The organism is Bdellovibrionales bacterium (genome assembly GCA_016716765.1).
In the GTDB taxonomy this organism is placed as follows: domain Bacteria; phylum Bdellovibrionota; class Bdellovibrionia; order Bdellovibrionales; family UBA1609; genus JADJVA01.
This window is the reverse complement of the sequence record JADJVA010000010.1, coordinates 1-7,824: the sequence shown is the minus strand read 5'-3', so window position 1 is coordinate 7,824 and position 7,824 is coordinate 1. Positions and strand designations below refer to the sequence as shown.

At 47.6% G+C, this 7,824-nt stretch carries 8 protein-coding genes and 1 pseudogene; 8 read left to right on the top strand and 1 reads right to left on the bottom strand.

Annotated elements, in window-relative coordinates:
* Positions 1-247: 247 nt before the first annotated feature.
* From IPL83_07195 to IPL83_07175, 5 genes are all read left to right on the top strand, one after another.
* The gene (locus IPL83_07195) at positions 248-553 is read left to right on the top strand and encodes a hypothetical protein (protein MBK9038930.1); all 306 of its coding nucleotides are present in this window, start codon (positions 248-250) and stop codon (positions 551-553) included.
* Between the two features lie 171 nt (positions 554-724).
* Entirely contained in the window at positions 725-1,099 is a 375-nt protein-coding gene (locus IPL83_07190; GenBank protein ID MBK9038929.1) for a hypothetical protein, read from the top strand.
* 10 nt (positions 1,100-1,109) lie between these two features.
* Positions 1,110-1,769, top strand: coding sequence for a hypothetical protein (locus tag IPL83_07185; protein ID MBK9038928.1), 660 nt, complete (start codon positions 1,110-1,112; stop codon positions 1,767-1,769).
* Positions 1,756-3,078 carry a hypothetical protein gene (locus IPL83_07180; GenBank protein ID MBK9038927.1) on the top strand — a complete coding sequence of 441 codons (1,323 nt, stop codon included), beginning with the start codon at positions 1,756-1,758 and terminating at the stop codon, positions 3,076-3,078. Before IPL83_07185 ends, IPL83_07180 begins: the two co-directional genes overlap by 14 nt.
* Positions 3,075-4,034, top strand: coding sequence for a hypothetical protein (locus IPL83_07175; protein MBK9038926.1), 960 nt, complete (start codon positions 3,075-3,077; stop codon positions 4,032-4,034). Before IPL83_07180 ends, IPL83_07175 begins: the two co-directional genes overlap by 4 nt.
* Positions 4,035-4,042: 8 nt before the next feature.
* Here the strand turns inward: IPL83_07175 and radA are convergent.
* Positions 4,043-5,508: pseudogene (radA, locus tag IPL83_07170) on the bottom strand (DNA repair protein RadA).
* A gap of 160 nt (positions 5,509-5,668) precedes the next feature.
* Here radA and IPL83_07165 point away from each other — a divergent pair.
* The 3 genes from IPL83_07165 to IPL83_07155 all read left to right on the top strand — a co-directional run.
* Positions 5,669-6,496: a tetratricopeptide repeat protein gene (locus tag IPL83_07165; GenBank protein MBK9038925.1), complete on the top strand. Its 828-nt coding sequence runs from the start codon at positions 5,669-5,671 to the stop codon at positions 6,494-6,496.
* Positions 6,445-7,137 carry a tetratricopeptide repeat protein gene (locus tag IPL83_07160; protein MBK9038924.1) on the top strand — a complete coding sequence of 231 codons (693 nt, stop codon included), beginning with the start codon at positions 6,445-6,447 and terminating at the stop codon, positions 7,135-7,137. The genes IPL83_07165 and IPL83_07160 overlap by 52 nt, the downstream gene beginning before the upstream one ends.
* Positions 7,127-7,824 (top strand): lytic transglycosylase domain-containing protein (locus tag IPL83_07155; GenBank protein ID MBK9038923.1); only part of this gene is annotated, 698 nt, incomplete at its 3' end. The genes IPL83_07160 and IPL83_07155, both read left to right, overlap by 11 nt.

The window sequence follows — 7,824 nt, the reverse complement described above, 5'->3', positions numbered from 1 at the left end:
GAGTGATGTATTGGAACTCGAACGAAGGAGAAAAAGCCGCTTCCCCCGCACGTGGACCAGAATCCAATTCAGCACCCCGGGTTTTTCAATGTTCAAGCAATGCTCGCATTGCGCGATATGAATGAGGGCACCGGCACATTGGCTTTGGTGCCCAAGTCCCATCTTTCCTTCCAAGAATATAGTTTAGTGGACCAAACCCAATGCTGGGTTTGTAGAATAGGGAACAGAGGCGCTGCCTTTTGTTGCGTTGAGACTGAGAGAAGGGCAAATCGTTATCTGGGATTCTCGGACAACTCACAGCCGATTTCGAGGGGACCCCAGTGGAACTCGATATGCGGCTCTATTGACCTTTACTCCGGCACAGAATGATCCAAGCCTCGCGGATCTGAGGCTCAAATATTACCGCGAAGGGATTGGTTGGAACAATCACGATGCAGGGCTTCGAGCGACAGCCAGGCCTCGCTATGAACACAGTCTTCGACACAGTGAGGAAAATCTGACTTTGCTTGGACGCAAGCTCTACGGTTTAGACAGTTGGTTTGGCGATGAATAAAACGGGATTGAAAAATAAAACGCAAGCGACCTTTGTTTTTCTTTTTGTGCTTTCTTTCCAGCGTACTTTGCTGGGCAAACGGTCAATGCGGCAAACTCTCATGAATGCCGAGGCTTTTGATTTGGCCCATCGGCAGCGACTGCGCAATTATTTCTGGAACTGCGTCCTCATATGGAACTCATGGGCTACCTTGGTGAAGGCCATACGCTGGCGCTTCAAAATTCTCTTCCTTATGACGATATTGTCAGGCTGGAAGACTCGACTTCTGACCCCAAAATTCGTGAACATCTTCGCCGCCTTTCATCGCGGTACACCCATTTTTTCACCTCTTCGGATTTTCGATACGCACGCGTCGCCCAGGAAGAAGGATACAAGGTAGGCGTCTATGATCCACTCACATGGTTTTGGAAGCCCTTTCCTGAAAACTCCGCTCTTGTGGATCTTTATGTGGCACAAGATTTTGTGGGAGTCAGAGAAAGAATTGAAGGCGCACGTTTTCTTTTTCCGGAAAGACGGCAGTCGTTGCACCGATCGTTCAGCCCTTGAACCGTCGTTCTTGCATCAACGAAAACAAGCAGTTCTTGTCAACCTGGGCGGATTGAGCAACCCCTTTGTTTCAAATGATCTCATGTCCAAGTTTGCGAACCTCCTAGCCGAAAGCTGTGCGTTGGCTGTCGCAGATCAAACCGGAGAAATCATCGTCGCAACCAATCCAAAATTCGCAAAAGAAATGCCAAAGCGCTTGAATGCTGCGACGTTAAGCCCAGGTCATATTCAAAATCATTTAGAACAAGTGCGCGTAGCATTTATGACCTCGGGACTAGGCAACTTAATTGAAGCTTCCTCGGCAGGCGTTCCAGTCGTGTGGCTACCGCCGACGAATGATTCACAGGGACAGCAAATTCAACTGCTCAAACGCCGAGATATGGTGGATTGGTCGCTAGACTGGAATGATTTCACTGACGGGCCAGAGATTGATTATTTTCGCCCGCAAGAAACGGTGATGAATGAAATTAAATCCAAGATGCTCATGGTCCTAGAGAGTCGTACGTATCAAGAACGATTGCGCCATGTCTTGGCTGAGAAAGTCAAGTCCTCATTGTACCCGCAGTCGAGTCTGAAAATTGAAAGGCTTGTTGATGAATATGGCCAAAATGGAATTAAGGACTTGGCTGAAATCGTGAGGAAATGGGTGCAAGACCATGATAAAAAGTAAACTTAGCCCCCTCAAAAATGCTTTCTGTCTGTGGCTGTTCGCTGCCATTTCAGCATCTTCTTTTCTCGCGAGCTCTGCCCACGCAATTGAGCCAGCAGGCCAACCCCCAATTGCTATCTCTAATTCTGCAGCCAAGTGTGGCGCACTCCTATCAGGTGGTTACATTGAGTTTGCAGGGTCGTCCAAGGAGGAAATATTAGAGAGAAAGACCTGGACTTTGGGGGGCGGTGTTACCGTCGAATTTAAAAGCAACACCCCATTTCATTTGACTCGAGAAGACTTGGTGAATTTGTCAGCGCATCTACCAGGATTCAGAGAGTGTTCTTCAGGAACTTGTAGGCCAAATCTTTTTTTGAACCATATTGAAGGTGATTCTTCGAGCATACGATTGGAGCAACAGAGAGGCGCAGTGACCATCTCTGCGCGCTGGGGCTCGAAACTGCCACCTGATTTCATACACCTCTTGTATGGTGCTGCTCGCAAAGAATGGCTGAACAATCGAATTTATCCCGTCCATGCTGCCTGCATTGGAAATGAAAAGGACGGATACGTTCTGCTCGTTGGTGCGCCAGGATCGGGTAAGACATCTCTTGCTTTAAATCATGCAATCCATCACGGAATGAAAATCTTTTCTGGCGACAAGACATTGATTACCATTGGTAGCAATGGAGTGATGGAAGCCATCGCCGGAACCAAAACCATTACTGTTCGATCCCAAGACATTGGGAGATGGTCTGCCGTTAAAAAAATGAATGCCCATCAGTTCGGAGATCGGATTTCATTTCAGCTGCCATCCGAATTCTACGCAAAATCGCCACGAGTTCCAATCAAAAAAATTTTTCTTGTGGGATTGAATGACGGCGTCCAAGATTATTCCGAATTGAGTTCCATGAGTGCCCTTCACACCTTGTATCCTTTTTTCATGGATAAACAGAGAGAAGATATCTTAATCGGTGGGGATAGAGCCATTTTCGACGGCACGACTGGCGCGGATGTCAGGGCTGGACTTTCAAGGGAACTGCTTTCGAGCCTTCAAAATATTCCCGTCTATAAAGTAACCGCCTCTTTAAACGGCGTGACCTCTTTTATTCGCAGGCAACATCGCACAACCGCTCCGGGAAAGGCGAACCCTGAAGCTGATACGCCCAGGAAGATTCTTTTCGGGATTTGTGGAATCGGAAATGGGCACATAAGCCGACAACTACCCGTCTTGCGGCATTTCTTAGACCAAGGTGATCAAGTCATGGTTTTCACTTATGGCGAGGGTATTGCATTTTTAGAAATCGATATCCTCATTATCCCAACTTGAAAGTAGTTGAAGTTGCGAATCCGTATTATGTAGGGACATCGAGTGGACTCGATTTCGAGCAAACGGCACGGTCAGATAAAAATAAAGTCGATTTCAACCGTATCAACGCAGAAGCCATGAGCCAAGCAGCAAAGAGTTTTGGCAATCCAGATTTGGTGATCAGTGACTACGAATTGGTAAGCGCTCAGTATGCTTACGCAAAACGAACTAAATTGGTTACTTTGGACCAACAAAGTAAATACTTGGCGGGCCAGTTTCCTGACGATTTAGCTGGTACCACCTATTTGGATGAAGTGGAACGTCTAAGCATGTTTTTCCCAATTGCCAAAAAGAGAATTGCTGTTTCGTTTTTTGATGTCAAGCCAGCTCAAGGAAACACGGACCAAGATGTCGATATCTTGCCACCTATGATCAGACCAGAGATTATTGCGGCAAAAGGAAGTCCAAAGAGCGCGAAACCGTCGGTTCTCGTATATGTTACGGCCCAGCAAAGTGGCAATCAGCCAATTGATCAATGGATGCGAATCATTGCATCTACAATTCCTGAAAATTTTGAAGCCCATGTTTTTCTGCCAGCAAGGTTTGAGTTGCCGGGCAACACTGAGAATGTTCGCTTCTACCGTCACGGAGAATCCGGATTTGATTCTATCTTGATTGCATCCCACGGCATCATTTCAACCGCTGGACATACTCTTTTGTCAGAATCGATGTACTTAGGAAAGCCTGTTTATGCCTTGCCGTTACCGATCTATGAGCAACAACTCAATGCAAGGATAATTGCAGAAAATAAGTTTGGGATCAGTGAGCCGAGTATAACAGAAAGCGGTTTGCGCACCTTTCTCGCCAATTTGGAAACTTATTCTGAAAACATTCGTAATGATCGAAAAGTTCTCCTCAAGGAGCCTGGAAATTCACTTGTGATTGAAGAGATTGAACGGATTATAAATTCTAAGTAAAGGGGGGGCTAATTTGTGGGACAGTTTTCTAAGGGCAGTTTACCCTTTTGCGCCGCCTGGGTGCGCTTGCCGATGACTCTTTCTAGATCTCGGATGTGTTTGACGAACTTAAAGGTGGTCAGCGGATCTTTTTTTTCTTTTATTTGCTGGGCGACGTGTTTGCGATTTGACTCTGGCAAGACAAAAGTCATGAAACCTAGCTTAAGTGCCTCACGGATTCTTTCTTCCGGCAAACTGGCTGCCCTGATCTCTCCTGTGAGGCCAATCTCACCAAAAAAACAAGTGCGCGGATCCAGTTCCTGTTGACCTATCGACGAGATCAGACTTGCAGCAACGGCAAGATCGGCAGCGGGCTCAGTGAGCCTGAGGCCCCCCACGATATTAACGAAGACATCATTTTGATGAAGGTGAGAGTTCAAATGTTTATCTAGAACTGCCACAAGAAGATGGATTCTAGCTAAATCAAATCCAATAGAAGTTCGGCGAGGCATGGCCATTGGCGAATAGGAGGCCAGTGCCTGGACTTCGCACAGGAGAGGTCGACTCCCCTCCATCGCAGTAAACACGCTCGAACCAATGAGGTCGGCGCCGCGCTCTTCTAGAAATAATTCGGAAGGGTTGGTCACCTCGGTCATACCTTGGCTCGCCATCTGAAAAACGCCCAATTCATTTGTGGCTCCAAAGCGATTTTTGAGGGCACGGAGCAAGCGAAATTGGTGGTTGTTATCGCCTTCAAATGACAAGACGGTGTCGACCATGTGTTCCAAGGTTTTGGGACCCGCAATATTTCCCTCTTTGGTGACGTGACCAATAATAAGGACGGCCATATTTGAACTCTTCGCCAAACTCATCAATTGACTTGCGCACTCTCGCACTTGAGAGACAGATCCTGGCGCCGACGGAATGTCGGCGAGGTAGACGGTCTGAATCGAATCGACCACAAGAACTTCAGGATGAAGGGAGCGGGCGAGTGCGATGATGTGTTCAAGTCGGCTCTCGCTTGCGATGGCCACTTTTTCTGACTGAATACCGAGCCGACGAGCGCGCAGAGCTGTTTGGGGGACGCTCTCTTCGCCTGATACATAAAGAATCTGGCTGCCCTCGTTGGCTAGGCCTCCTGCCATTTGCAGGAGCAAAGTACTTTTCCCATTCAGGATCTCCGCCCAACAAAGTGTAACTTCCTAGACGAGCCCACCCCAAGGACGCGGTCGAGCTCGCCGATTCCGGTAGATTGGCGTTTTGCCTGTCCTTCATCGAAGGTTTCATTGAGGCGATAGGCCCGAAGTCCCGAGGCGGAAGAGTCTGATTCGCTATTTCCGATTGTCCAGCCTCGACCAGATGCTTTGCCTAAGGGAGCGATGATTTTTTCTTCGACGAGTGAATTCCAGGCCCCACATTCATTGCAGCGCCCCTCCCATTTTTGGCGTTGTGCTCCGCACTCCTGACAGACGAATAGGGATTTGTTCTTAGCCACGATTGAACTCCAGATTTCTAATTCGCCTGTACCCCTACCATCCGCTGGGACGGCGTACAAAAATTAAAGTCTCTTTTTTATTTGTCTCTTCGATTTGGTCTCTCAAATGGCGCATCGCACAAAATGACCATGTGCAAATAATTTGAGGGTCCAGGTTTACATGGTGACTAAGTCTAATAAAATAAGGGACGGGCTGTCTCTTGCGGCCCTTTTACGGGAGGAATTCTTGCGCCATTGGATCGGCTCAGCTGTTGTTCTCACGCTGGTGGTATTTTTTGTCATTCCCACTTCAGGACAGCAGAATTTATTCGCCAAGGTAAGAGCTCTGATTGAAGAAAAGAACTATTCGGGTGCGGAGAAGACCCTCACGCAAATGAAAGGCCCTTTGTCACCCGCGGACATTGCCTTGAGTTCTTTTGTTCGCGGGGTGTTGTCATTTGAGCTTCAGAAATACAATGAAGCCCAGAGCCATCTAGAAAAGGCACTCTACTATTCCCAGTCCCATCGAGTACTATGTGCGGTATTTTTAGGCCTCTCTCTTCAGGCAAAGCGTGAATTCAAGGAAGCCCAGCGAGAATACGATCGCCTCTTGAAGCTTCGTCCTCCCAGTCAATTGGCCTATGAGACAAAATTTAAGATAAGTGAAATGTTAATTGATCAAGGGAAGTGGAGCAAGGCTCTTCCTGAGTTGGCTTATTTAGAACGGCGTTGGCGATCTTCTGAGACTTATCCCGAAATTTTGTGGCGCCTGGTGAAGGTTGAAATGCAGAGCGGGCGAAAGTGGAGAGCTTGTGCGTGGGCCCGGCGTCTCTATAGCAAATACCCGCAACATGGGCTCATTGATGACTGGGGAATCGACTTAGCCTCGTCACCATTTGATGGGAAAAGCTCGGATGCCTCGCAACGCCGGGAGATCAGCAGAAGCGAATTCGTCGTTTGCAGTGGGCCGGAAAGTCCGACAGAGCTCGATCTGAACTTGAAACATTGAGGAAGCGGGCCACGGGTGAAGCTTCTCTCTATGCAGTGGATATGACTTTGGCTAATTTCTTAGTCAATGACGGCTATGTCGACGAGGCTTTGAAACTTCTGATTAAACATTATGAAAAATACCAAAGGAACTTTGCGTATCTTATGCAGTTAGGGAGGGCCGCAGCCAGAGCTGGAGAATATCAGACTGCGGTCGGGGCTTTTCATCAAGCACACGAATCAAGTCCAAAATCTCGATCGGGGCGTGAGGCACTTTATCAAGCTGCCTTTTTGAGTTATCAGTTTCAAGATTATGATGGAGCTTCTCGTAAGTTTGAGCAATTTTTGAAGGAATATCCGCGGTCTGGATTGAGTCGGGATTCTCAGTGGCACCTGAGCTGGATTCGCTATCTTAAAGGAGATTATCTTGGAGCTCTGAATGGTTTTGATCGAATCTTAAATGAAAAGAAGGATCGTCAAACTCGTCGTTATTGGAACAAAATTGCCATTGAAAGAATTAATTACTGGAAGGCCATGGCGCTTTTGCGCATGAATAAGTACACCGAGGCCAGGACTCTTTTTGAGGCTATCGCCAAAGATCCGATGTGGGATTATTACACCCTGACCGCCAAGTATCGCCTAGAAAGTATTTTTGAATCTTGAGACGGTTCGGAAGGTGGCAGAAGGATCTTCATCTACATATATGGGAATTATGCCAGATGGGGATGGACTTGTTTCTCTCAAAGAAGAACTCGACGTCAATGGAGAGATTATCGGAAAGCGAGAGGGAGAGGGAGTTCAGGAGGCTGAATCCGAGGAAGGCTTGAACACGACCATGGACGGTGTCTCAGCTGAAGAAGAAGAGACTGCGGACGTTGTTGCTACAGAAGAAGGAACCAATTCGCCGGATGAGGAGAAGGCTGTTGTTGCCACGGATTTTCGCGATCCCGAATTGCGCTTGAGATTTGAGAGGGCCACCTTACTTATTCAGGTAGGGCTGGGTGAATGGGCTCGATGGGAACTATTTGAAATAGAACGTCGGACGCGCAATCAAGACTATCTCAAAATGTTAATGGCTTCATATGAGCAGATAAGATCTTACCATCGGTCGTCGTACATCAGTATCGTTAATTTTTCCAATATTCGTTCTCAGCGTGGAATCGAAGGCAGTCGCTATTTGTGGGAGTATGCCTATCCTAGAGCCTACAAAGATTCTGTCGAAAAATACGCGACGACCTTTAATGTGCCAAGTGAGTTCATTTGGGGGATCATGCGCACCGAAAGCTCCTTTCGCTTCGATGTCGTTTCGCCGGTGGGAGCAAAGGGCCTTATGCAGCTCATGCCCAATAC